20 protein-coding genes are annotated in these 23,423 nt (G+C 68.3%); 11 read left to right on the forward strand and 9 right to left on the reverse strand.

Annotated elements, in window-relative coordinates; translation table 11 throughout:
- Nucleotides 1-37 precede the first annotated feature (37 nt).
- The gene (locus tag MLE42_RS00145; protein WP_243285853.1) at nt 38-511 is read right to left on the reverse strand and encodes a hypothetical protein; all 474 of its coding nucleotides are present in this window, start codon (nt 509-511) and stop codon (nt 38-40) included.
- 258 nt (nt 512-769) lie between these two features.
- Between MLE42_RS00145 and MLE42_RS00150 the strand changes: the two genes are divergently transcribed.
- From MLE42_RS00150 to MLE42_RS00190, 9 genes are all read left to right on the forward strand, one after another.
- Nucleotides 770-1,798: a DUF2911 domain-containing protein gene (locus MLE42_RS00150; RefSeq protein ID WP_243285854.1), complete on the forward strand. Its 1,029-nt coding sequence runs from the start codon at nt 770-772 to the stop codon at nt 1,796-1,798.
- Nucleotides 1,799-1,948: 150 nt separating this feature from the next.
- Nucleotides 1,949-2,233, forward strand: a complete 285-nt coding sequence (locus MLE42_RS00155) for a PilZ domain-containing protein (RefSeq protein ID WP_243285855.1) — start codon at nt 1,949-1,951, stop codon at nt 2,231-2,233.
- 78 nt (nt 2,234-2,311) lie between these two features.
- The gene (locus MLE42_RS00160; protein ID WP_243285856.1) at nt 2,312-3,064 is read left to right on the forward strand and encodes a C40 family peptidase; all 753 of its coding nucleotides are present in this window, start codon (nt 2,312-2,314) and stop codon (nt 3,062-3,064) included.
- Nucleotides 3,065-3,224: 160 nt separating this feature from the next.
- Nucleotides 3,225-3,428, forward strand: a complete 204-nt coding sequence (locus tag MLE42_RS00165) for a cold-shock protein (protein WP_243285857.1) — start codon at nt 3,225-3,227, stop codon at nt 3,426-3,428.
- Between the two features lie 142 nt (nt 3,429-3,570).
- Nucleotides 3,571-3,918, forward strand: coding sequence for a DUF1292 domain-containing protein (locus MLE42_RS00170; RefSeq protein WP_243285858.1), 348 nt, complete (start codon nt 3,571-3,573; stop codon nt 3,916-3,918).
- A gap of 79 nt (nt 3,919-3,997) precedes the next feature.
- Nucleotides 3,998-5,950 (forward strand): aconitase family protein, encoded by a 1,953-nt coding sequence (locus MLE42_RS00175; RefSeq protein ID WP_243285859.1) that lies wholly within the window; start codon nt 3,998-4,000, stop codon nt 5,948-5,950.
- On the forward strand, nt 5,947-7,881 hold the full coding sequence (locus MLE42_RS00180; RefSeq protein ID WP_243285860.1) for a L,D-transpeptidase family protein: 1,935 nt from the start codon (nt 5,947-5,949) through the stop codon (nt 7,879-7,881). The genes MLE42_RS00175 and MLE42_RS00180 overlap by 4 nt, the downstream gene beginning before the upstream one ends.
- Nucleotides 7,882-7,907: 26 nt before the next feature.
- Nucleotides 7,908-8,696, forward strand: coding sequence for a nucleoside triphosphate pyrophosphohydrolase (mazG, locus tag MLE42_RS00185; RefSeq protein WP_243285861.1), 789 nt, complete (start codon nt 7,908-7,910; stop codon nt 8,694-8,696).
- A complete protein-coding gene (locus MLE42_RS00190) occupies nt 8,693-9,220 on the forward strand; it encodes a hypothetical protein (protein ID WP_243285862.1) in 528 nt (175 codons plus the stop codon). The genes mazG and MLE42_RS00190 overlap by 4 nt, the downstream gene beginning before the upstream one ends.
- Before the next feature lie 18 nt (nt 9,221-9,238).
- On the opposite strand, the gene MLE42_RS00195 is transcribed toward MLE42_RS00190, so the two are convergent.
- The 8 genes from MLE42_RS00195 to MLE42_RS00235 all read right to left on the reverse strand — a co-directional run bounded on the left by MLE42_RS00195 (nt 9,239) and on the right by MLE42_RS00235 (nt 21,271).
- Nucleotides 9,239-9,985, reverse strand: a complete 747-nt coding sequence (locus MLE42_RS00195; protein ID WP_243285863.1) for a hypothetical protein — start codon at nt 9,983-9,985, stop codon at nt 9,239-9,241.
- Nucleotides 9,986-10,069: 84 nt separating this feature from the next.
- Nucleotides 10,070-11,530, reverse strand: coding sequence for a B12-binding domain-containing radical SAM protein (locus tag MLE42_RS16240; protein ID WP_243285864.1), 1,461 nt, complete (start codon nt 11,528-11,530; stop codon nt 10,070-10,072).
- A gap of 71 nt (nt 11,531-11,601) precedes the next feature.
- Nucleotides 11,602-12,429 carry a cytochrome c biogenesis protein gene (locus MLE42_RS00205; RefSeq protein WP_243285865.1) on the reverse strand — a complete coding sequence of 276 codons (828 nt, stop codon included), beginning with the start codon at nt 12,427-12,429 and terminating at the stop codon, nt 11,602-11,604.
- A gap of 15 nt (nt 12,430-12,444) precedes the next feature.
- Nucleotides 12,445-12,978 carry a hypothetical protein gene (locus MLE42_RS00210; protein WP_243285866.1) on the reverse strand — a complete coding sequence of 178 codons (534 nt, stop codon included), beginning with the start codon at nt 12,976-12,978 and terminating at the stop codon, nt 12,445-12,447.
- Entirely contained in the window at nt 12,975-14,294 is a 1,320-nt protein-coding gene (locus MLE42_RS00215; RefSeq protein WP_243285867.1) for a cytochrome c biogenesis ResB family protein, read from the reverse strand. The genes MLE42_RS00210 and MLE42_RS00215 overlap by 4 nt, the downstream gene beginning before the upstream one ends.
- On the reverse strand, nt 14,291-16,870 hold the full coding sequence (locus MLE42_RS15925) for a cytochrome c3 family protein (RefSeq protein ID WP_275975621.1): 2,580 nt from the start codon (nt 16,868-16,870) through the stop codon (nt 14,291-14,293). The genes MLE42_RS00215 and MLE42_RS15925 overlap by 4 nt, the downstream gene beginning before the upstream one ends.
- Nucleotides 16,871-16,937: 67 nt before the next feature.
- Complete coding sequence (locus MLE42_RS15930; RefSeq protein WP_275975622.1) at nt 16,938-19,916, reverse strand: cytochrome c3 family protein; 2,979 nt, start codon at nt 19,914-19,916, stop codon at nt 16,938-16,940.
- Entirely contained in the window at nt 19,913-21,271 is a 1,359-nt protein-coding gene (locus MLE42_RS00235) for an NHL repeat-containing protein (protein ID WP_243285868.1), read from the reverse strand. The genes MLE42_RS15930 and MLE42_RS00235 overlap by 4 nt, the downstream gene beginning before the upstream one ends.
- Before the next feature lie 311 nt (nt 21,272-21,582).
- On the opposite strand from MLE42_RS00235, the gene MLE42_RS00240 reads away from it, so the two are divergent.
- Both MLE42_RS00240 and MLE42_RS00245 read left to right on the forward strand, forming a co-directional pair.
- Nucleotides 21,583-22,650, forward strand: coding sequence for an NHL repeat-containing protein (locus tag MLE42_RS00240; protein ID WP_243285869.1), 1,068 nt, complete (start codon nt 21,583-21,585; stop codon nt 22,648-22,650).
- A gap of 57 nt (nt 22,651-22,707) precedes the next feature.
- Nucleotides 22,708-23,370: a cytochrome c3 family protein gene (locus tag MLE42_RS00245; RefSeq protein WP_243285870.1), complete on the forward strand. Its 663-nt coding sequence runs from the start codon at nt 22,708-22,710 to the stop codon at nt 23,368-23,370.
- The last annotated feature ends 53 nt before the right edge of the window (nt 23,371-23,423 follow it).

The raw sequence follows: 23,423 nt of genomic DNA on the forward strand, positions 1-23,423 counted from the left end.
GAACCTGTGGAAGGTCACGGGTTGACAGTGTTGCCGATCAGGAACGTGATGATTGTGTCGGTATCGAAGTTTTTGAACTTATGTTTTTAACTCTATTTTCATAAGCAATGACAAAATCTGTTTCCCAGGGGCCCTTATCTTCCGGGTTGCAGGGCGCGAACTGAAGGCTGCGCACAAACTCGGAAAACGTGGGATCGACCCGGCAATCAGCCGAGATTTTGACGATCTTCGAGACTCTGCCTTCTTTTGAAATGATCAGGTGAAACAGGATTTCGCCAGACGACCCCGGCCCGTTACGCAACGGGGTGTACATGAGGGGCGGGAGGATGGGTTTTTTCGAGAGCTTCAAGCGCGTGGAAACCACGAGGGGATGGCGTATCGTGACGGTGAGGGGCCCGGGGGCATCCGTCAGAACCGGTGGGATTTGGGCCAGACATGCCAGAACCAGCCAAGAAGATCCAACCATCATTGATGACTCCTGGGGATTGAAGGTAAATGACTTGGTCGCCATGCTGCCACTGGCCGACCCTGATCCCCGTCACAACCAGCCGAAGGGTATGAATTCGCTGCCGAACGGTTGCGTGCGGCCAGAACCTCATCCGTGAAATCACTAAATCAGTGGCTGATTTGCCTTTTGGCTTTTCCATCCGTGTCCATCCGTGGCTCAAACCATCCTTTTCATCCCGATCACCCCCGGAATCCCACCGCTCGCCCCAGGTCCCTTCCGGTTCCGGGGGCTTCGGTCCAGGATGCTTCGCGGAGGTGTCCCATGCGTCGGTTCGCTGTTGCCTTGCTCGCGGTTGCGCCCGTGCTCGTCGCCCAGGCACCGCCCCTCACGCTGCCCGAGGCCAGTCCCCGGGCCACGGTCAGCCAGACGGTGGGGCTGACGGACATCGACGTGAGCTACCATCGGCCGGCGGTGAACGGCCGAAAGATCTGGGGCGGGCTGGTGCCTTACGGCCAGGTCTGGCGGGCCGGGGCCAACGAGAACACCGTGGTGACCTTCTCCAGCCCCGTCCGCGTGGGCGGGACGCCGCTGCCGGCGGGGCGCTACGGCCTCCACATGCTGCCCACGGCCACGGCCTGGACCGTGATCTTCAGCAGCCAGTCCCACGGCTGGGGCAGCTACAGCTACGACGCCAAGGAGGACGTGGCCCGGGTGCCGGTGACGCCTGTGCCTGCGGAGCCGATGGAGCGCCTGGCCTACACCTTCGACGATCCCAGCGACCAGGGGGTCACCCTGTCGCTGCGCTGGGAGAAGCTGCGGGTGCCCATTCCCGTGGCAGTGGACACCAAGGCAGTGGTGGTGCAGAGCCTGCGGGAGCAGCTGCGCGGCCTCCACCAGTTCTACCCGGAGGCCTGGAGCGGCGCCGCGGGCTGGTGCGTCCGCAACGACGTAAACCTGGACGAGGCCATGACCTGGGTGGACCGCTCCCTCACCATGCGGGAATCCTTCACGGCCCTGCGCACCAAGGCCGCGCTGCTGGACAAGAAGGGGGACGCCAAGGGCGCCGAGGCCCTGCGGGCGAAGGCCCTGGCGAAGGCCACGGAGGTGGAGGTCAACCAGCTGGGCTACACCCTGCTGGGCCAGAAGAAGGTGGACGAGGCCCTCGCCCTCTTCCAGCGGAACGTGAAGGACCACCCCGACTCCTGGAACGCCTACGACAGCCTCGCCGAGGCCTACGCCCTCAAGGGCGACAAGGTCCAGGCCGCCGCGAACTACCGCAAGGCCCTCGACAAGGTGAAGCAGGAGGACCAGCGCACCCGCATCCAGGGGGAACTCGACAAGCTCAAGTAGCCTGAATGGGCGCTTGGGTTACCGGACCGAGGCCTGGGTCGGTCCGTCTGGTCGGCTGTTGATGTCTGGAAGCATGGATGAAAAAAGATGCATGATTCAGCTTGGCCGGACGGTAAATTCCCCTTATCGTGAATCCCCATGAGCCACCCCATGGAAAAGCGGTCCTGCCCCCGGATGGTCCTGAACCAGATCGTGGAATTCGAATGCGTGGACACGGTGCTGGGCCCGCCGGCGGAGATCCGGGCCACGGGCATCGGCCGCGACATCAGCGACGCGGGCGTGAGCCTGCTCACCAACTGCCTCCTGCACCGGGGCGAGGTGCTCACCGTCCATGTGCCCGTGGAGGCGGAGGCCACGCGGTCGGTCCTCTCCGAGGTGAAGTGGATCCAGCCCACACGGCATGGGATCCGGGTCGGCCTGAAGTTCATCGCCTGACGGGCACCTGCTAGGATCCCTGCATCCTTCACGCGGGGTTCCATGTTGGGACCGAGGTACCACAGGACAGGTGTATCCGTGGCGGCGACGCTGCTGGCGCTCACGGCCTGCACGCGGGCGCCGCGCCGGTACGTGGAGCGGCCCTCCTCCAGTCCGGTGGTGGCGCGGGCCATCCCCCGGCTGGGCTACACCCTGCAGGCCGGCGCCTTCGCCAAGGTGGAGAACGCGGCGCGCTTCGCCCAGGCGCTGCAGGCGCAGGGGCTGGAGGCGGCCTATTACAGCTCGGAGGACGGCCTCTTCCGAGTGCGCTTCGGGGACTTCGCCACCAAGGAGAAGGCCCGGGCCCGCGGCGAGGCCCTGAAGGCCGCTGGGGTGATCGAGGCGTTCTGGGTGGTGGCCCCGGACGGATCGGCCCCGGGGGCCTATGGGCGCCCCCGGGTCCATCCGGAGGACGAGCGGGGCCTGCGGGTCGGCCTGGTGGATGCCGCCAGGGGCTACCTGGGCGTGCCCTACCTGTTCGGGGGCACCACGGAGAAGGGCTTCGATTGCAGCGGCCTCACCGGCGCCGTGTACCGGCTCAACGGTTTGAAGCTGCCGCGTTCCTCCCAGGCCCAGTTCGACGCGGGCCGCCCCGTGGACCTGGACGGAGCCCGGGCGGGGGATCTGCTCTTCTTCGCCACGAACGGGGGCGGCCGGGTGAGCCATGTGGCGCTGTACCTGGGGGATGGGGCCTTCATCCACGCGCCGCGCCCGGGGCAGGGCATCCGCCAGGACCGGCTCTCGGACCGCTACTACAGCCGGGCCTTCGTGGGGGCCCGGAGCTACCTCTAGAATCGCCCTGGAAATAAATTCGTCGATTTTTTGAAAATTGGATGCGGAATGGCCTTAGACTGGAAATCGCCCGCCGGTCGTGCGGGTATCAAAAAGCGTTGCTGCCTCGCCTGGAAGGAACAATGCATCTACATCCAGGACGAAGAAAGCAGGTAGTTACATGGCTCAAGGAACCGTGAAGTGGTTCAACGCCGAAAAGGGTTTCGGATTCATCACCCCCGATGACGGAGGTGCGGATCTGTTTGTTCATCACTCCGCCATCGAGACCACGGGTTTCCGCACCCTGGACGAGAACCAGCGCGTGAGCTTCAACGTGGGTCAGGGCCAGAAGGGCCCCCAGGCCACCAACGTCACCAAGATCTAACCGTACCGTTCACACTGGATCGGCCTCCTTCGGGGGGCCGATTTCTTTTTCCGGGGCCCGCCACGGCCGGTCCCGTTCAGCTTATTTCCTTGGCCCGAAAGGCCTCCGACCGTATTCTGGTCCCTTGCGCAAGGAGGAGCCCATGGCTCACGAAGGTCACGAACACGGACCGGACTGCAACCACGATCACGACGATTCCTTTGAAATCGAAGTCGTTGAACTCGAAGACGAGAATGGCGAGAAGGAAGAGTTCGCGATTCTGGAAGAGCTCGAGTTCGAGGGTCGCGACTTCGCGATTCTGGCCCCCCTGGCCGAGCTGCAGGCCCAGGAGGACGGCACTGCCGACCCCGAGGAGGGCCTGAGCCTGGAGATCTTCGAGGTGAAGGACGACATGTTCACCCCCCTCGAGGACGAGGAGCTGGCCGAGCGCCTCATGAAGCACCTCGACGAGCAGGAAGCCAAGCTCAAGGCCGAGGAAGAGAAGGACTGAGCGCCACACCCATCATCCGTACGAAGGCCCCCGGTCGGGGGCCTTCGTGCGTAGCGGGAAGAGCCGGTACTCTGGAGGGATGCTGTCTGATCCCGTCTTCTTCGATGGCCGAGTGCTTTTCCTCACGGAGGATCCGGAAGGGATCCGCCGCCAGCTCGCCGGCGAAGACCTGGCGCCGGACCAAGCGCTTCCCCTGCGGGACCAGATCAGCACGGACGAGATCACGCCGGCCTTCATCTGCTACCACTACGACGAGAAGCTGGGCGACTTCCCTTACCTGGGTCTGAAGTGCGGCGAGGCCTTCCCGGTGAAGGAGGGCTCCGTGCGAGCGGGTGGCTTCGCGGTGAGTGTGGCGGGCAAGCGCCGGGGCAAGGGCAGCAGCCGCGAGGCCAGCCCCTACGCCGAGTGGTGCGCGGGTATCCGCCTGGTGATCGCCGAGAGCTTCGAGCGCATCTACCGCCAGAACTGCCAGAACCTGGGCCTGCTCGCCAGCACGGACTTCGGGCTGATCCCGCGGATCCGCCGAGGCGAGGCGATCCCCCTTTCCGAGTTCACGGCGGGCCTGGATCCCGTCACGGCGGAGATTGTCCGGCGGGGCGGCCTCTTCGCCTACAACGCCGCCCGGATGAAGGGCGAGGTGAAACCGCTGCTGCCCGCCCATGAGCCACGTCCCATGACCTACGCCGAGAAGCTGCTGGCGCGGCACGCCGTGGTGGACGCCGCTGCGGGGCAGGTGGGCCTGCCCGCCGTGGCGCCCGGCGACGGCCTCTTCGTGCAGGCTGACTGGCGCTTCAGTCATGAGTACGTGACGCCCATGGCGGCCAGCTTCTTGGAGAAGGCCCTGGGGCCGGATGCCGTGCTGCGCGATCCGGCCTCCATCCTCGCCTTCCGCGACCACCTCACCTTCCTGCGCCACAGCATGAAGGCCGAGCACCGGGCCCTGGGACTGCTCGCGGTCGCCGAGGGCCTGAAGCCCGCGCAGGAGGCCTTCTGCGCGAAGCACGGCATCCGGCTCCACGGGGAGCTGGCGGACGGCTCCGGCAGCGAGGGCATCTGCCACGCGCTCATGGCCGAGCGCTACGCCCTGCCGGGCCAGGTGGTGGTGGGCACGGACTCGCACACGCCCCACGCCGGGGCGCTGGGCTGCCTGGCCTTCGGTGTCGGCACCACGGACATCGCCAACGCCTGGGTGACGGGTGATGTGCGGGTCACCGTGCCGCCCACGCTGCGGGTGCGCCTGGACGGGCGCCTGCGCCCTGGCGTCTCTGCCAAGGACCTGGTGCTGCACCTGCTGGCCCAGCCCCTCATCCGCGAAGGCGGCGCCATCGGCCACGTCATCGAGTACCAGGGTGAGGCCCTGCGGGACTTGGACACGGACGAGCGGGCCACCCTCACCAACATGGCGGCGGAGATCGGCGGCTTCACGGGCCTCATCGCGCCGGACGCCGAGACCGTGCGCTTCGTGAAGGAGCGCCGGGGCGTGGAGATCACGCTGGAATCCTGGATGTGCGGTGACGAGGGCGCCGAGTACGCCCACACCCTGGAGGTGGATTGCGCGGCGCTGGGTCCCATGCTGGCCCGCCCGGGCGACCCGGGGAACGGCGTGGCCCTGGCGGATCTGGACGGGGCCGTGCCCATCCACATCGCCTACCTGGGCAGCTGCACCGGCGGCAAGCGCGAGGACCTGCGCCGGGCCTATGAGGTGGTGCAGGCCGCGGCGGCGGAAGGGCGACGCGTGCCCGAGGGCGTGCGGTTCTTCGTGCAGTGCGGCAGCGAGGACGTGCGTCGCCACGCCGAGGAGCAGGGCTGGCTCGCGGCCTTCGAGGCCGTGGGGGCCGTGGTGCTGGGCAGCTCCTGCGGCGCCTGCATCAATGCGGGGCCCGGGGTGTCCACCCGGCCCGACGAGGTGACCATCAGCGCCATCAACCGCAACTTCCCCGGCCGCAGCGGCCCGGGCCAGATGTGGCTGGCCAGCCCCGCCACCGTCGCCGCCAGCGCCCTGGCCGGGTGCATCGCGGAGGCGGAGGCGTGATCGATCCGGTGCTCGCCGCCCGCTACCGCGCCCTGGTGCTGGCGAACCTCGCCCGGCCGGGCGCGCCGGCCTGGGATCCGCAGGGGCCTGTGGCCGTGGTGGATGTGGCCCGCCAGCGCCTGGGCCTGCTGGAGGGCGGCCGCCTGGTCTTCGAGGCCGTCATCTCCACGGCGAGGAACGGCCTGGGCTGCGAGGAGAACTCCTACCGCACACCCACGGGCTGGCACCGCATCCTCGCGCGCATCGGCGAGGGGGCCGAGCCCGGCGCGGTGTTCAAGGCCCAGCAGCCCACCGGCGAGGTGTGGCGGGGCGAGGCCCGGGAGGAGGACCTCATCCTCACCCGCGTGCTCACCCTGGACGGGCTGGAGGAGGGTTGGAACCGCGGGCCGGGGCGGGATTCGCGGCTGCGCTGGATCTACCTCCACGGCACCAACCAGGAGCACGAGCTGGGCACGCCCGTGTCCCATGGCTGCGTGCGCCTCTCCAACGCCGATGTGGTGGATCTCTTCGGCCGCCTCGCGGAGGGTGATCCCGTGCTCATCGCCGAGGATCTGCCGGGCGACGAGTTCGGCCTGGGTCGCCTGCACTTCGCGGGTGTGGCGGGCAGCGGCATGAGCGCCCTGGCCCAGTTCGCGGCCATGAAGGGCGGCCGGGCCAGCGGCAGCGACCGCAGCTTCGACCGGGGCCAGCGGCCCGGAGCCCGGGCGCAGCTGGAGGCCCTGGGCGTGGTCATCCACCCCCAGGACGGCTCGGGCCTCGAAGGCGACTGCGCGGCCCTGGTGGTCTCCACGGCCGTGGAGGACGAGGTGCCGGACGTGGCGGCGGCCCGGCGCCTGGGCGTGCCCGTGCTGCACCGCTCGGAGCTGCTGGCTCACGTGGTGGCGAAGTACCGCACGGTGGCGGTGACGGGCACCAGCGGCAAGTCCACCACCACGGCCATGGTCTTCGAGATCCTGCGGGGCGCGGGGCGCGATCCCTCCGTCATCACCGGCGGCGAGCTGGTGGCCCTCCAGCGGGAGGGCCGCTGGGGTAACGCCTGGGCCGGCGCGTCGGACCTGCTGGTGATCGAGGCCGACGAGAGCGACGGCTCCGTGGTGCGCTACCGCGCGGCCGTGGGCGTGATCCTCAACCTCCAGAAGGATCACAAGGAAATGGATGCCGTCGCGGAGATGTTCCGCGCCTTCCGGGCCCAGGTGCGCGAGGCCGCCGTGGTGGGCGAGGCGGAGAACCTGCGGGCGTTCGCCGTGGGCGCGATCACCTTCGGGTTCGGGGAGAAGGCCGGCTTGCGGGCCGAAGGCTTGTCGCTTGAGGCGGAAAGCTCCGCTTTCCGCGCAGGTGGAAAGGACTTTGTCCTTCCTGTGCCTGGGGTCCACAACGTGGAGGACGCCCTGGCGGCCCTCGCGGCTTGTCAGGCGCTGGGCGTTCCTCTGGAGGACATGGTCGTGCCCTTGGCGGCCTTCCAGGGGGTGGCGCGGCGCTTCCAGGTGCTGGGTGAGCGGCGCGGCGTGACGGTGGTGGACGACTTCGGTCACAACCCCGCCAAGGTGACGGCCTCGATCCGTGCGGCCCACCTCCGCACGGTGGCCACCGGCGGCCGGGTGCTGGCGGTGTTCCAGCCTCATGGCTTCGGACCCCTGAAGTTCCTCCGGGCGGAGTTCGTGGAGACCTTCGCCACCGAGCTGGCGCCCCAGGACCGCCTCTGGTTCCTGGACGTGTTTTACGCCGGCGGCACGGCCGCGCGGGACATCACCAGCGCCGAAGTGGTGGCCGAGATCGCCGCGAGAGGCGCCGCCGCCCAAGCCGCGCCCTCGCGGGAATGGCTCGTGGAGCGTCTGGCCACCGAAGCAAAGGCGGGTGACCTCATCCTGGTGATGGGGGCGCGGGATCCGTCGCTCACGGACCTGGCGAGGGCCATCCTCGCCGCCCTCTGAACCGGGCGCTCCGGGTACCCTGGGACATGGAACCCACGACCCTCCGCGCTGTCATGGCCGCGCTCCGCAAGCCGGAGACGGGCTGCCCCTGGGACCTGAAGCAGACCCACGCCTCGCTGGCCCGCTACCTGCGCGAGGAGGCGGCGGAGGTGCTGGACGCCCTGGCGGCCCATCAGGCCGGCGACCCCGCCACCGAGGCGCACCTCTGCGAGGAGCTGGGCGACCTTTGGTTGCAGATCGCCTTCCACGCCCAACTGGCGTCGGATCGGGGCGCCTGGGACCTCCACGATGTGGAGCGCACAATCGTGGAGAAGCTGGTGCGCCGCCATCCGCACGTGTTCGCGGAGGTCGAGGTGGATGGCGCAGAGGAGGTGCTCACCAACTGGGCCGCCATCAAGCGCGAGGAGAAGGGGCTCCACGGCGGGGATCCGCGCCTGCTGGAGGGCATTCCCGCCTCGCTGTCACCCATGGAGGAGGCCCTGGAGATCGGCCGCCGCTGCGCGAAGGTGGGCTTCGAGTGGCCCGATCTCGAGGGCGTGCTGGACAAGGTGAAGGAGGAAGTGGCCGAGCTCCAGGCCGAGTCCGAGCCGGGCCGCGTGGAGGAGGAGTTCGGTGATGTGCTGTTCAGCCTCATGCAGTGGGCCCGCAAGAAGGGCGTGGACCCGGACCGGGCCCTGCGGCGCCAGATGACGCGCTTCAAGGGCCGCTTCCAGTCTGTGGAAGACGACGCCCGCGCCGCCGGCGGCTGGGAGCACCGTACCCTCGATGAGATGGAAGCCGCCTGGCAGGCCGCCAAACGGAGGCAGAAGCCATGATGGCCCTCGCGCTGCTCGCGTCACGCGGCGGATCCCCGCCCCCGCCTGTGGTCCTGCTGCTGATTCCAGCCGTCTTCCTGCTGGTCTCCTGGCTCACCAACCGGCTCATGGGCATTCCCGCGCTCTATGCGGCCTTCCCCGCCGATCCCACCGACCCCATCGAGAAGAACCTCGGCTGGCAGCAGGTGGAGTTCGGCGCCCTGCGCGGCCACTCGCCCGTGTCCCTGAAGGCCGGCCGGCGCTGCCTGCACCTGAAGCAGCCCTTCCCCTTCCAGCCCGCCTGGTGGCAGGGGCCGGCCAGCATCCCCTGGAACCAGATCCGGATCGAGAAGGAGGCCAGCGGCGACTGGTGGGCCTTCATGAGTGCCGCCGAGTTCCGCCTGGGCGCCGAGGGGCGGATGATCCGCCTGCGCGGCAAGGCCGCCCGGACCCTTCAGATTCTCGTGCTCGAGAAGCAGGGCACTGGAGGCCAGGCCTTCGCCGCAGGCCTGCCGCCGGGGCAGGGAGCGATCCGGCCCAGGTGAACGGCGGGGGACCCGCGCCTATTTCCCGGTCACCTTGGCATCCTCGATGATCACCGCGTAGGTGTAGCCGGCTCCGAAGTCCTTGTCGGTCTGGACCACGCCGTGGATGGTCACGGTATCGCCCACCGCCACTTCGGCCTGGCTGGTGGCGGTGAGGTCGTTCGTGCCTTTCTTCGGGTCCCCGCTGCCGTCCTGGAGGTGCAGCCAGTTCTTGCCCATGATGCCCTTGGTGAATTTCACGACCTTGGCGCGCAGCGTGACGCTCTTCCCTTTGAGGTTCTGTTTCTGGGCCCAGATCTCGGCCACGGTGCGGGCGTCCGCGCCGGAGGCTTTGGCCACCTTCCCGACCTTCACGGGCTTGGCGGGGCGCCCAGCCTGGCCGTGGGGATTGGCACCAGCCGGAGTCGCGCCCGGGGTGGCGAGGGTGCCGAAGTAGACCTCGGCGAAGGTCCGCTTCAAGGTCTTGGATTCGAAATTCGTCATCAGCACGGCATTGGCGACGGTGACCTCGGAGCCCTTCTCGGCCTTGGCCTCGGGGACGGCGGTCCACACCTCACCCTTGGCCGTCTTCAGGCGGAGGTAGCAGTAGGGCGAGGCGTCGAGGCGCTCAAGCACCTTGCCCGTCAGGTCCTCGCCCTGGGGGATCTGGGCTCCCGTGGGATGAGGCGCGGGCGACGAAGCCTGAGGCGGGGTGGCCGCCGCGGCATCCGGGCTGAAACCTGCCATCACCGAAGCGGCGAGAAGAAGGGAGAGGGCGCTGGACATGGGGGACCTTTCGAGTGATGAAGCGGAACATGGATCGGGCCGGGAGGTGGAATGATTCCGGTTGGCCCGTGGGGCCCGCCCTGATCAGGCGGCCGGATGGGGGTGCATCTTCGGCATCTTCGCCCCCAGGTGGCCGAAGTGCTTGCCGTAGGCGGCCATCATTTCCTTGCAGGCGCTCAGGAGGTAGCGGCGCTTGAAGCCGTCCGGCAGGGCCCGGATCTCGGGGATCTTCTGGGCGTAGAAGGTCATGTAGCAGCGCCCCAGGGCGATGGCGACCTCTTCGAGCGTCATGTCGTAGGGCTCGATGATCGGCGTGGACAGGTTGTACTTGGAATAATCGTGGACGCGCACCCGGTCCTGCATCTGGTCGTAGAGGGGTGTGAAGGGCATCGGCGTCAGGACCGGGAACACCGCGATATCGGGGTTCATCCGGATGGCGACCTCGATGGTGCGGTCGATGGAGGCCTGGGTCTCCGTGGGGTGTCCGATCATGAACGAGGCTTCGGTGACGATGTCGTGCTCGCGGGCGAGGCGGATGGCCTGGGCGATGGCGTTCACATCGTTGCCCTTGTTGAGGGAGGCCAGCAGCTCATCCGTGCCGGCCTCAGCCCCGATGTAGAGATGCACCACGCCCGCCTCCCGGTACTTGGGCAGCAGGTCGGCGTCGCGCACCACGTCCTCCGCGCGGGTCTCCATCAGCAGCCGGATGCCGAGCCTGGCGTCGATGATGAGGTCGAGGAGCCGTTCCCAGCGCTCCCGGTCATGGGTGGGGTACGGGTCGATCATCGTGATGGATTCGACGGCGTAGCGATCCACGAGCAGGCGGATCTCCTCGATGACATCCTCCGGTGTCCGGGCGCGCCAGTCGCCCCGCCAGAAGGCCCGGTGGCTGCAGAACGAGCAACCCATCATGCAGCCGCGGGAGGTGAGGATGGAAGCCATGCGGCCCGGCGGATCGATCCGGTAGCGGTAGGCGTCCCAGCCCAGCAGGTGCCAGGCGGGCTTGAGGGCATCGAGGTCCGTGACGTGCGGGCGGGTCTCGGTGACGATGACCTCGTCATCGCGCAGGAAGGCCAGACCGCGGACGCCATCCAGCACGCCGCCCTGAAGGGCCGCCAGCAGCTCGGGGAAAGTGGCTTCCGCTTCGCCGCGCAGGACGATGTCCACGGCCCCGGAGGGATCCCTCAGGAGCTCGGAATATTTGAAGGTGGGGAAGGGGCCGCCGATGAGCGTGGTGATGGCGGGGTCCACCGCCTTGGCCAATCCCAGGGCCTTCATGGCCGCGGGCACCACCGCCGTGCTGATGGCGCCGGTGACAGGCAGGTAGTCGTAGGCCACGACGACATCCGGGCGGTACTGTTCCACCTCCGCACGGATGGTATCGAAGCTGGCGCCCTCCCGGTTCATGGCGTCGTAGATGCGGGCCTCGTGTCCCGCCCCCTCGACGGCTCCGGCCAGGTAGGCGATCTGGAGGGGCGGCCAGGTGCCGATGACCTCCACCCCCCAGCTGGAGTAGGGCGGCACCACGAAGAGGATCTTGCTCACGACGTCACCCTCATTGCCTTTCGCAACATCATTCTGGGGTCAAAGGTGGCGGAATTAGTCACAATGCCCGGTCACTGGAAGTAGGCGGCGTGAAGCGAGGGCACCAGGAAGGGGAAGATGAAGGCCGTCAGGATGGAGACCCCGAAACAGCCGATGGTGAGCCAGGCCGTGGTCCGCGAGCCCAGGCGGTAGAACAGCCGCAGGTGAAGCAGGGAGCCGAAGCAGAGCCAGGTCACGAGTGACCAGGTCTCGATGGGATCCCAGCCCCAGTAGCGGCCCCAGGACTGATGGGCCCAGATGGCCCCCGCGATGATCGTGGTGGACCAGAACACGAAGCCGAAGCCCACGAAGCGGATCATCGAGGCATCCAGCAGGTCGGCCGTGGGGAACCGCTCCAGGAAGCGGCTCTGGGCGCCCTTGAGCTTCCTCAGGAGGAGGACCGCCGCAGCGAAGGCGAGCAGGAAGGCTCCCACCGCCAGCTTGGTGAAGAAGATGTGGAAGACGAGCCAGATGGACCGGAGTGTCGGAGGCAGGTCCTTGGCCTCAGGACTGGCCAGCAGACCCAGGCCCATCATCAGGATCGCGCCCGGGAGGGCCACCAGGGCCAGTCCCGCCCAGCTGGGCCGCCGCCACAGCACCACGAGCAGCATGAGGACGGCGATCCACGCATTGGAGGAGAGCACCTCGGACTTGGCCATGTAGGGCCCGTGCCCCACCGCGATCCAGCGCGCGAGGATGGCGCCGGCATGGGGCGCCAGGCCGAGGAGCGCGATCCGGGTGGCCCAGCGCACCCGGTCCGGGTGGTTCCACATCAGGGCGTGGGCGAAGAGCACGGCCGCCAGGATGTAGAGGGCCACTGAGGTCCAGTGCAGGATGGCTTCGAGGACGAATGGGCTCATGGAACGCTCCGGGCTTCAGGGCTTGCCGGGGGGTGGCGTGACGATGCTGTGGGCATCCTTGGCATCCATGGTCCAGGGCACCTCTTTGCGGCCCACCTGCGGCGGGGCGGCGAAGGCGATCTCCTCGACCATCCAGGCGCCTTTCAGCTTCCGGAAGTGGTAGGTCATCTCATAGCGGTCCACGGAGGCCTCGCCCACCTGCTCTCCCGTGCCGGTCCTCAGGTCCCGGTAGCGCCACTGCTCCCGGGTGCGCACGCGCAGGTCGCCTCCGGCCTGTTCGACGCTGGTCACCTCCAAGGATTCCAGGTGGGCGTCCAGGGCGATGCCCATGTCGGCATGCACGCCGATGAGGCCGGTGAGCCGCCGGCCATCCGGCGCGTTGGGGCCCACCACGGCATCGATGAGGAGGATGTCGTTCTTCCGGTAGGCCTCGCTCACCACCTCGTTGTAGCGGGTCACCAGGGCGCGGGCCTGCCGGTCTGACACGCGGCCACAGCCCAGGGCGAGGGCCGCCAGGATCAGGGAATAGAACCAGGGGCGCAGGGTCATGCCTCTCCTCCATGCTCGCGAACGAGCTGCGCGAAGCGTTCCTGGAACAGCGGCGCGAACCGGTGGGGCTTCAGCGCCACGACCACCCGCTCTCGGCCATCTTCCGGCGTCACGCTGACCAGCTCGTCCACCCGCGTCACCCCGTAGGTGAGGGCCGCTCCCGCCAACGCGACGATGAAACCGGCGTAGGCGAGTCCGATGGCGGGATCGTGGCTGCCGTGGAGCCGGGCCCAGTAGGGGAGCCCGTGCAGGCGGAACGTCCCGCCGCCGGGCAGGGCCAGGGCCTCGCCGGGCCGGAGGTCGGCCTCCGCGACGCGAAATTCTCCCTGGAGGATCCGCACCTCGGCATGGTTGGGGCGGCTTCCGCCCGCCGGCATCGGCACCCGGATGCGGGCCCGGAGGGAGCCGGGGCCCGGCGCGTAGGCTCCGAAGGCCTGCGGTTCCTTCCGCTCCAGGAGGACGGCCGTCCGGGAATCGGGGTTGGAGGCCCCGTCCCAGACCACCAGGGCGGCCGGTCCGAAGAGGCTGTCGGCATAGAGGCGCCCCCGGCTGACACGGAGATCCTGGTTGATGCTCAGGTCCCGGATCGGTCCGCCCTCCGCGGCGCCCTCGGCCACCTTCAGGCGGAGACCCATGAGGTCGCCGCCCTGGTAGCGCGTCGGCTCCACTGACACCAGCCTCAGAGAGCTGTCGAGCCGGAAGGGGGAGGCCAGGGGGCCCGGCTGCTGAAGGCCCCAGGCCTCCACGGTGGGGGGCAGGGTCTCGCCTTCGAAGAGGTCCACCACGGCCTGCACGCTGAAGAGGGCCCCCAGGGCCCCGGCGAGGATCACGGCCAGGAGGCCCGTGTGGAACAGGGGGGAGCCGGCGAGCCCAAGCCGCCCCCGGCTGCGGACGGATCGGGAGGCCGGCCCCTGCCCGGGGCGGGTGAACTCGAGCCGGAAGGGTGCGTTCCTGAAGTGGGCTTCGGTGGGAACCTGGCTCCAGGTCGCCCGGAGCCGCCGCGTCTGCTCGACGACCACGATGACGAGCGAGGCCGTGGCGAAGGCCAGCGCCCCGAGGAACCACCCGCTGGTGAAGACATGGTCCAGGGACAGGCGTTCCACCAGGACGGACGCGAAGGCGCCGTGCGACCGCAGGCTCGCGACCTGGGCCGCCGGGGATCGTCCGGCCTGGGGCAGGCTGGCTCCGAGGGCGCAGGCGGCGGTGATGACGAGGATCTCCGCGACGATGACGGCCGGCCGGCGAAGGAATCGCCTGACCGGGAGGAACGGGTTCCATCCCGGCATGGAGCGGAGGACCTCGTCGCGCGGGCTCACCAGGATTCCACCCCCGTTCCCGTGAGGGCGCTGTGGTGGACCGTCGTGTCGCAGTTGCTGGTTGCGTAGGTGCCCACGGCCGCCTTCTTGAACTGGAGGATCAGGGTGTTGGTGCGGTCACCCTGGTAGGCGTAGCGGGCGGGCATGTTGGTGTTGCAGGCCATGAGGCGCGACATCTTGCTGCCGTGGGGGATCACCACGTGGCAGGCGAAGCACTGGTGGCCTTCATGGGTGCTGTTCTTGGTGTGGACATCGTTGGTGAGCGCCGTGGTGAGCTGGTGGCAGTTGTTGCACCAGGACTGGCTTGCGACCGTGCTGCCCAGTGTCGCCGTGAGGGTGACGTTCGGCCAGTTCGCGGCCGGGGCGCCACCGGCGAATTCCCGCAGCATGAACTGGTTCGCCGACCCGTGCGGACCCTGGGCCGCCGTGCCGTTGGTGTTGTGGCAGTCGGAGCACATCATGGTCTGCGTCCCCACGGCGGTCCACGGGGCCTTCATGAAGGACGCGCTGAGCGCCTTGGGAGCGACGTTTCCGGTGTAGTTGTTGAGGCCGGTCACCACGGGATGGCCCGAGGCGTTGCTGGGGCTGAATTCCTGGGCGAGGTCGGTCTGTTCCCGGGTGATGACGTAGGCGGCGGCCGTCGCATCGGTGGTGCCCGTGTAGGGGGTGGCCAGGGTGATGGAGGTGGCGGTGGCGGCGGTGATCTTGTAGGCCGGCGAGGTGATGTTCTTCTGGATGTACATGCCCACCACAGTGCGGCCGGGCGTGGTCTCGGAATTGGTGGCGGTGGTGGTGACGACCCAGGTGGTGCCGGTGCCGGCCACGGTGGTGCTGCCGTTGGTGAACTTGGCGGTCCCGGTGTTGTAGAAGGTGGTGACGCCGCCGGGGCGGGTGGCGCCATAGCTGTCGTAGCTCGTATGGCACTTGAAGCAGACCTGGTACTCGTACGTGGCGCCGCTGGCGGCCACCGCGGGGGACCCGCTGGCGACCTTGGTGAAGGTGGCCGCGGTGGGGGTTGGCCACAGCCCCAGGCCGGTGTAGTTGAACTGGACGCCGTCCACGCCACGGAGGGCGTACATGTTGTTCAGCACCCCGCCGGCATCGGCGCGGAGGCGGTTCCGGTTGGCGTCGGCGGTGGTGGTGTAGGTGTGCACCCCGGGCGTGGCCATGTGGGGGTTGTGGCAGTCCGCGCAGCCGACGGTATGGCCGCTGGTGCGCTCCACGGGGTGGTGGTTGGTCTTGAGGATCTCGGTGCGGACATCCTTGGCAGGGGTGCCGTCGTGGCAGGTCTCGCAGAGGTTGTCCTGCCGGGCTCCGAGGGCGAAGGCGTACCGGCCGCCCGGGTTGTTGGCGTCGGGCCAGCCGTGGGGCGTGTGGCAGTTCTTGCAGGCGCCCCGCAGCGTGGTGTCCGTGATGGCGGGGTAGGTGCTGCCGCCGTACCCGTCACCTGGCCAGAGGATGCCGCTGGTGGGGTTGGTGTGCACATTGGCGGTGGTGGTGTCGGCCAGGGTGTGGCAGTCCGTGCAGAGGGCCAGGGAGTTGCTCACCCGGAGCAGCATGCCCGCGGGCGCAGTGGTGGTGGGTGCCTTGTGGACGTCATGGCAGGTCAGGCACTCCACGTTCCCGGCGGCGGAGAGGACCGTGCCCAGGGTCGGCGTCTTGGTGTTGGGGGCGGAGGCCAGGTTTACGTGGACCGGGTGCGAGGTGCCGCCCTTGCCGACGTTGCGGGCGGCATGGCAGTCCCCGCACATGGAACCGTCGTCGTTCCGCACCCTTTGGAAGTGGCGGTTGTTGGTGGTACCGGCGGTGTAGGTCTGGGAGGCGTTCGGGTCGAAGGGAGCCAGGGCCTGCAGGTGCTGGTCGTGGCAGGTGGAGCACATGAGCTTCCCGCCTTCCAGGTAGGTGGACATGCCTGAAGTGGGCTGGACCAGGTCGGGCCGGAGGTACAGGTAGAAGATGTCGTTGAGGACGAAGGTGCCCGTGCCGGAGAAGGCCAGGGAGACGCCCGAACTGCCCAGGGCCTGCGGCGTGGTGCTGGTGGTGATCGTCGTGGCGCCGCCGAAGGTGCTGGTGCCGTTGGTGGTCTGGGACCAGGCGACCTTGGCCGTGCCGGTGGCGCCGCCGGTGGTGACCTGGATCATGATGGTGGCCGCGTAGGCGCCGGTGTAGTCGCCCGAGGAGGCGATCGTGGCGGTGGAGGTGTTGGGAGAGCCCTTGATGAGCCGGCCTGCCGCGCTGGAATCCCAGCGGTGGGAGGTGCCGCCAGCGGTGGCGCCCACCAGGCTGGCGTCCGCGGGCACGGCCTGGTCCGTGGCGGTGAAGGCCTGGTTGGTGGCCTTGCCGCCGCTCACGTGGCAACTCAGGCAGAGGTTCACGTTCCCGCTCACGGTCGTGAGGGTGGCCCCGCTGGCCCCACCCATGACCTTGTGGCAGGTGGAGCAGTAGTTCAGCGATCCGTACGAATTCGCCGTGGCGATGTTGTGCGGGGGATCCGTGGCGTACAGGGCCGATGGCAGCCACCCACATCCGGCCAGCGCGAGCCAGAGGCACAAGCTCGAGGAGGGGCATCGGCTCATGGTGCGGATCTCCGGGTGGAGGGGCAGAGGAGGAGGCGGCAGGACCCGCGGCGGGTGCTTCCGGGGATCACCAGGTTTCGGACGAGGTCACCGCCACGCCGTGGTAACAGGAGGTCTGGCAGCTTCCGTCCTGGGAGTAGCCGGTGGCGGAAGTCGGCTTCTTGAATCCGGTGATCTTCATGTTGCTGACCGTGTTGTTGTAGGCGTACCGGGCCGGCATGGTGGTGCCACTCCCGCTGTAGCCGATGAGCCGGGACATCTTGCCCCCGTGGGGGATCACGATGTGGCAGTTCCAGCACTGGTAGCCGCTGTGGTTGCCGGTGTTGTGCGCTGTGTTGTTGCTCAGGGTCAGGGTGTGGCAGTTGGTGCACCAGCTGGTGCTGGCGCTGCTAAGCGTGATGTTGGGCCAGTTGGCGGGGTTGGTGCCGCGCAGCATGAACTGGGCGGCGGAGCCGTGGGGGCCCTGGGCGGCGGGCGTGGCGGCGTCCGTGTTGTGGCAGTCCGAGCACATCATGGTCTGGGTGCCCAGGTTCGTGGCCCAGGGGGCCTTCATGGTGGCGGCGGCGAGGGCCTTGGGGGCGGTGTTGCCCGTGTAGTTGTTCAGCCCGGTCACGACGGGGTGGCCGGACCGGTTGGCGGGATTGAACTCCTGCGCCACATCGGTCTCCTGGAGCAGGATCGGACCCGCCAAGAGGTAGCGGTAGACGCCCGTGGTGCCGGTGAAGTTGGCGCTCAAGGTCAACGAGGTGGGGCTGGAGACGGCCGTGATGGTGTAGGTGCCCGTCACGCCGCTGGCCTGGATGGTGTTGCCCACCAGGGATGAGGTCCAGTTGGTGCCGTAGCCCGTGACCGCCGTGCTGCCGTTGGTGAAGCTGGCGCCCGGGTGGAGGTAGAAGTCCTGGGGCGTGGTGGAGGTGGTGGCCGTGGTGATGGTGAGGCTGGTGGCCGAGGGCACGGCGGTGATCCGGTAGGCCGTGGTGTTGCCGCTGGTCATGGCGAAGAACTGGTTCACCAGGGCGCTGGTCCAGGTCGTGCCGTAGCCGGTGACGGTGGTGGTGCCGGTGATGGCGGCGGCGTCACGGGTCTCGTAGGCCACCGAGGCCGTGGTGGTCTGGCCGAAGGTGGCGGAGATGGTGAGGGAGGTGGTGCTGGCCACCGCGGTGACCCGGTAGTTGGTGCTGGTGGACCCGGAGGGGCGGATGTACTGGCCCACCATGTTCGCGGTGGTCCAGTTGGTGCCCGTGCCGGTGACCGTGGTGCTCGCATTGGTGAACTTCGCCGTGCCGGTTCCCGCCACCCAGGGCTGGGTGGTGCCGGAGACCAGGGTCAGGGCGCTGGTGCCGCCCGAGGTGATGCCGTTGGGCGCCGGGTTGGTTCCCCAGGCGTAGCTGGTGTGGCACTTGAAGCAGACCTGGTACTCGAACTCGGCGCCGGAAGCGGCGACGGTGGGCGAGCCGCCGGCGATCTTGGTGAAGTTGGCGGAGCCGGGAACGGCCCACATGCCCAGGCCGGTGTAGTTGAAGGCCACGCCGTCCACACCGCGGAGGGCGTACATGTTGTTCAGCACGCCCCCGGCGCTGGCGCGGAGACGGTTCCGGTTGGCGTCGGCGGTGGTGGTGTAGGCGTGGACGCCCGCCGTGGCCATGTGGGGGTTGTGGCAATCCGCGCAGCCCACGGTGCGTCCGCTGTTGCGCTCCACCGGGTGGTGGATGGTCTTGGTGATCTGGGTGCGGACATCCTTGATGGAGGGCCCGTCGGCGTCATGGCAGGTGAGGCAGAGGTTGTCCTGCTCGGCGCCCAGGGCGTTGGCGTACTTTCCGCCGGGGTTGTTGGCGTCGGGCCAGCCGTGGGGCGTGTGGCAGTTCTTGCAGGCGCCGCGGAGGGTGGTGTCCGTGATGGCGGGATAGGTGCTGCCGCCGTACTGGTCCTTGGGCCAGAGGATGCCGCTGGTGGGATTGGTGTGGGTGTTGGCCGTGGTGGTGTCCGCCAGGGTGTGGCAGTCCGTGCAGAGGGCCGTGGAGTTGCTCACCCGGAGCAGCATGCCGGCGGGAATGGTCGTGCTGGGGGCCTTGTGGACGTCATGGCAGGTCAGGCAGTGGACGTTGCCGCTGACGGTGAGGGGCACCGTGGTGGGGGTCTTGGTGTTGGTGTTGGCCAAACCCACAGGGAGGTTCACTGGATGGGAGGTCCCGCCCTTGCCCACGTTGCGCGGGGCGTGGCAGTCGCCACAGAGGGCGCCGCCATCATTGGCCACCCGCTGGAAGTGGCGGTTGTTGGTGGTGCCGGCGGTGTAGGTCTGGGAGGCGGCCGGGTCGAAGGGGGTGAGGGCTTGCAGGTGCTGGTCGTGGCAGGTGGAGCACATGAGCTGGCCGGACTCGAGGTGGGAGGCCATGGCGGAGGTGGGGCTCACGAGGTCGGGACGGACGTAGAGGTAGAAGACATCATTGGCCGCGAAGGTGCCCGTGCTGGAGAAGGCCAGGGAGACGCCGGAGCTGCCCAAGGGCTGGGCCGCGGTGCTGGTGGTGAAGGGGGTGCCGATGGCGGTCCAGGTGGTGCCATCGATGGTCTGCGTGCACGTGACCACCGCGGTGCCGGTGGCGCCGCCCGTGGTGACCTGGATCTGGATGGTGGCGGCATAGGCGCCGGTGTAGTCGCCGGAAGGCGTGATGGTGGCGGTGGAGTTGGTGGAGGTCTTGGTGAGGCGCCCCTGGGCGCCGGAGTCCCAGCGGTGGGAGGTGCCACCTGCGGTGGATCCCACGAGGCTCGCGCTCGCGGGCACGGCCTGGTCCGTGGCGGCGAAAGGCTGGTTGGTGGCCTTGCCGCCGCTGACATGGCAGCTCAGGCACAGGTTCGTGTTGCCGCTCACGGTGGTGAGGGTGCCGCCCGCGGCGCCATGGAGCTTGTGGCAGGTGGAGCAGTAGTTCAGCGACCCGTACGAATTGGCCGTCGCGATGTTGTGCGGCGGGTCGGTGGCCCGCAGGATGGCGCAGGCGGTGAGGAGCAGGCCAATGGCGAGGGTGGGGACCCAGGGGCGGAGGCTGCTCATTGGATACTCCCGGTCAAGTTGACCACGGTCACGTCGGCGATGCTTTCGAAGGCCCGTCCATCCGTCAGCCGGCCGGAGAGCACCAGGAAGGCGCTGCCGTCGGGCATGGTCGCCAGCAGGCGATCCTGGTCGAACCAGGCTTGGTACTCCACCCGGCCATCGAGGTCGAAGTCGCCGAGGAAGGCGCCGGGAACGCGGGTGGCTGGTACGCCGTTGGCGGTGAGGGATCCCCCTTGAATGGCGGAGGGATCCACGCCGGGGACCTTGATCAGGACTGACACCAGGCGCCGGTGCTGGATCTCGGGGAGCTCCCCGGACCGGCGGGCCTGGGGACCGCGGGGTCGGGCTCCGAGGGCGGAGAAGCGGCGGTCATCGGGATCTTCGCGCACCCACTGGGTGGGCTTCACGGTGAGGCTGGCGGAGAGGATGTGGGGATCGGTGTAGGCGTCCAGGCCGTAGATCTCGACGCGGGTGTTGCCCGGCGCGGCCACCAACAGCCGGTGGTTCCGGTCCACCACCAAGCTGGCGGGACCGCTGAGTTGGCCGGGATCTGAACCGAATGAGCCGAGGTTGCCGAGGATCGCGCCGGTGGCGGCATTCACCACCACCACCACGCCGCGATAGGAATCCGCCAGGAACAGGCGCCCCTGGGCATCCGCGAGCATGCCCTGGATGCGGCCGAAGGTGGTGTTGGAGCCGATCATGCCGATGGGGCCGCCGAACTTGCGCAGGTACGCGCCGTTGGCGTCGAAGACCTGGATCCGCTCGTTCCCCTGGTCGGAGACGAAGACCTCGCCCGTGGGCCCCACGGCCAGGCCCGTGGGGAAATTGAGCTGCCCCGCCTGGATGCCGGGGGTGCCGAACTGGCGCACCAGCTGGTTGTCGGGACCGTAGACCTTCACCAGGTTCGCCAGGCTGTCCACCACGTAGACCAGGCCGTCGGGGGTGATCTGGAGGTGGTTGGGCATCAGGAACTCGCCATCGCCCTGGCCCAGGTAGCCGGCGGGAACCCAGCCCGAAGTGAAGATGGCCACCCGGCCCTTGCCCGCTTCGCAGACGAAGATGCGGCCCGAAGCGTCCACGGCCACGCCCAGGGGCCGGTCGAGGCCGCGCCGGATGGCGAGGAACTTCCCGGTCTCATCCCGGATGCTGATGGCGCCCAGACGGGGATCCGCCACGTAGAGGCGTCCTGCCGAGTCTGTGGCCAGGCGCACAGGTTCGCGGAAGCCTTTGTCATAGGATCGCAACGGCGTGGCTGTGGGGAGCACAGCCTGAGCCACCAGGCCCGAGGCCGCCGGCGCCAGCAGAATGGCGGGCAATGCCCAGGAACGGAGGGAGATGAACCAGCCGTTCATGATGACGACCTCCAGAGGATCGGGGCTGCGGTGGGGGGGGGGTGAACCAGATCTGTGGACCTGGATCCCTTGAGCGTAGAGAGATTTTGCTTTTCACGATAACGATGTGATCTATGTCGTGTAACGCGCCTTGGTTGTGGTTGCCAACAAGCACGATCGTGGTTGGCTTTGGCCAGGAAAAAACACCTAGATGACAGAAATCACAAAAATAGATGACCTTTAGTTCGCTTATGGGCCCTATGGTTTCGGGGGTCGGCTGACAGGTTTCTGTGACGTTGTCCGATGCAAGACATCCACGAGGCAAAAAAGCCATGTTCAAGCGTTCCACCCTGCTGTCCGTCGCCCTCGCGTGCATCGCGAGCGCGACGGCGCCTCTGTCCGCGCAGAAGCCCGCCGCCCCTCCCGTGGCGCAGGACGAGGTCCTGGCCTGGCCGCCGCCGCCGTCTCCCACCCGCATCAAGTGGGTGGCCGAGTACCGCAACGCCTTCGACGTGGGCGCCAAGAAGAAACGCAGCTTCATCGACCGCCTGGCCGGCAAGGCCGAGGAGGTGGTCTGGCTCCAGCGTCCTTTGTCCGTGGCGGTGGACGACAAGGGTGTGATCTTCGTGGGCGACTTCACGGCCGGCATCGTCGCCATGGATCCCGCCAGCAAGAAGATCTGGGCCTTCTCGACCGTCAGCGGGGCCATCCTGGCCACACCCACAGGCCTGGCAGTGGACTCAAAGGTGGTCTATGCGGCCAGCGCCAACACGAACCAGGTGGTGGTCTTCGACAAGGAGGGTCGCCAGCTCAGCGCCCTCAGCAAGAACGACGGCATCAACCGCCCCGTGGGTCTGGCCGTGGACGAGGCCCGGGACCTCCTGATCGTGGTGAACGGTGGCGAGCACACCGTGCGCCTCTACAACCGGAGCCTCAAGCTCATCAAGACCATCGGTGGCCGGGGCAGCGAAGAAGGCCAGTTCAACTTCCCCTCCTACACCTGCATCGTGCCGGGCGTGGGCTTCGCGGTGGTGGACACCGGCAACTTCCGCGTCCAGATCTTCGATTTCAACGGCCGGTTCCTGCGGGCCTTCGGCAAGGCTGGCGACATGCCCGGCCAGCTCTCCCGCCCCAAGGGCATCGCCGTGGATCCCGAGGGCCACCTCTACGTGGTGGACGGCGCCTTCTGCAACTTCCAGATCTTCGACCAGGAAGGCCGGATCCTCCTGCCCGTGGGCACGGGCGGCGTACGGAAGGGCCAGTTCCAGATCCCCACCGGCATCGCCATCGGGGCCGACGGCGGCATCTACGTGGCCGATCAGATCAACGGACGCATCCAGAAATTCCAGTATTTGCGGGAGGAGAAGGGGGCGCCTGCCCCCGGACCGACCCCGCAATAAGCAGCACCCTGCTGTTTCTCACCCCCCACCCCCCCCCAACCACCTACGAGGTGAACCATGAAGTCCCTTCTCGTCGCCCTCCTGGCCGTCGGCTCCCTGAGCCTGAACGCGACCATCGTCGGCTCCAAGCACGACCTGAGCAGCACGGGCCCTGGTGGCAAGACCAACACCACCCAGGTCTGCGTGTTCTGCCACACGCCCCACGGTTCCGCCACCGGCGCCGCCCAGATCGTGCCCCTGTGGAACAAGACCACCACGGTCACCACCGGTTTCTCGATGTACACCAGCGGCACGCTGAACGGCACCACGGACGCCACCCCCACCGGCGCCAGCATGGCCTGCTTCACCTGCCATGACGGCACCCAGGCCGTGGGCAACATGATCAACCTGCCCAACGACATCGCGTCCGTCACCTACACGGCCGGCGGCCAGCTGCTCGGCACCGGCCTCGTGTCCGGCACCGCCCTGCTCGGCAAGGACCTCACCAACGACCACCCGATCTCCATCACCTACCAGCAGAACCTGGACGCCACGCTGAAGGATCCCACCACCTTCGCCGCGGGCACCGTGCGCCTGTTCCCCACGAACGCCAACGGCTCCAAGGTCCAGTGCGCCTCCTGCCACGACGTCCACAACTACGGCACCGCCGGTACCACCGCGCCCTTCCTGCGCGTGACGATGGTCGGTTCCGCCCTCTGCACCTCCTGCCACCTCAAGTAGCAGGAACGTCGGTCTAGACCCGCGGGGGGTGGGGTTCCACCCGCCCCCCGCTT

This window comes from Geothrix terrae, assembly GCF_022808775.1.
GTDB classification, from domain to species: domain Bacteria; phylum Acidobacteriota; class Holophagae; order Holophagales; family Holophagaceae; genus Geothrix; species Geothrix terrae.